The sequence below is a fragment of the Oleiphilus sp. HI0132 genome (assembly GCF_001635845.1).
Window position 1 is genome coordinate 1 of record NZ_LWGJ01001613.1, and the last position, 1049, is coordinate 1049.

At 50.8% G+C, this 1049-nt stretch carries 1 protein-coding gene; it reads left to right on the top strand.

The features are described from left to right. Positions 1–2: 2 nt before the first annotated feature. A complete protein-coding gene (cobT, locus tag A3766_RS24825) occupies positions 3–1007 on the top strand; it encodes a nicotinate-nucleotide--dimethylbenzimidazole phosphoribosyltransferase (RefSeq protein WP_068643178.1) in 1005 nt (334 codons plus the stop codon). Positions 1008–1049 lie beyond the last annotated feature (42 nt).

Here is a 1049-nt window from a genome sequence, read left to right on the forward strand (position 1 = left end):
ATCTGGAAGCCCAAACAGCGGCAAGTACTCGTCAGGGGCAACTAACCAAGCCACCCGGTTCATTAGGCCAGCTGGAATCGCTAGCAATCAAATTTGCTGGCTTACAAGGCAAGGAAGTACCCACTATAGACAAGATCATGATCCGTATTTTTGCTGCAGACCACGGTGTTGTTGATGAAGGTGTTTCGGCCTTCCCTCAAATCGTGACAGGTGAGATGGTAAAAAACTTTGCCGCTGGCGGTGCCGCGATTACCGTATTAGCTCGCCAATTGAATGCTGATTTCGGCGTAATTAACCTAGGCACAGTCAATGAACTCGCTCCCTTAGATAGCGTGACTGACCAGCGTATTACTGCCGGCACCGCGAACTTCTGCCAGCAAAGCGCGATGAGCGAGGAACAACTAAGCCAAGCACTAGAAGCCGGGGCTCAATCAGCATCACAAGCAAAAGAGTTGGGTATCGAGCTGTTTATTGGTGGTGAGATGGGCATAGGTAATACCACCAGCGCTTCCGCTTTAACAGCAGGCTTGACTGACTTACCTGTGGAGCAGCTCATCGGAAGAGGAACGGGTATTGATGACGAAGGTATCCAGCGAAAGCTCAAGGCTGTACAACAAGGCTTAGACCTTCACAAAACCAGTGATACGACAGCAAGCGAACTATTGGCCAAGCTTGGCGGCTTTGAAATTGCCGGACTGGTTGGCGCCTATATTCGCTGCGCTCAACTGGGTATTAGCGTTTTGGTAGACGGTTTTATCAGCTCGGCAGCAGCCTTAGTAGCAACGCGAATTAACCCCTCTATTCGTCCCTGGTTGTTTTTCTCTCACTGTTCAGAAGAAGCCGGTCATAAACACCTATTGCAAACACTTGAAGCCGAACCCTTGCTGAGTCTAGGTATGCGGCTGGGCGAAGCTAGTGGTGCCGCCGTCGCTGCGCCCCTCTTACAGTCTGCCTGTCTGCTTCATGCCCAAATGGCAACCTTTGATCAGGCTGGCGTCAGTCAGTAATTTGAGCTGCCATAATCGCCTGCTACACACGGAGCATTTTTT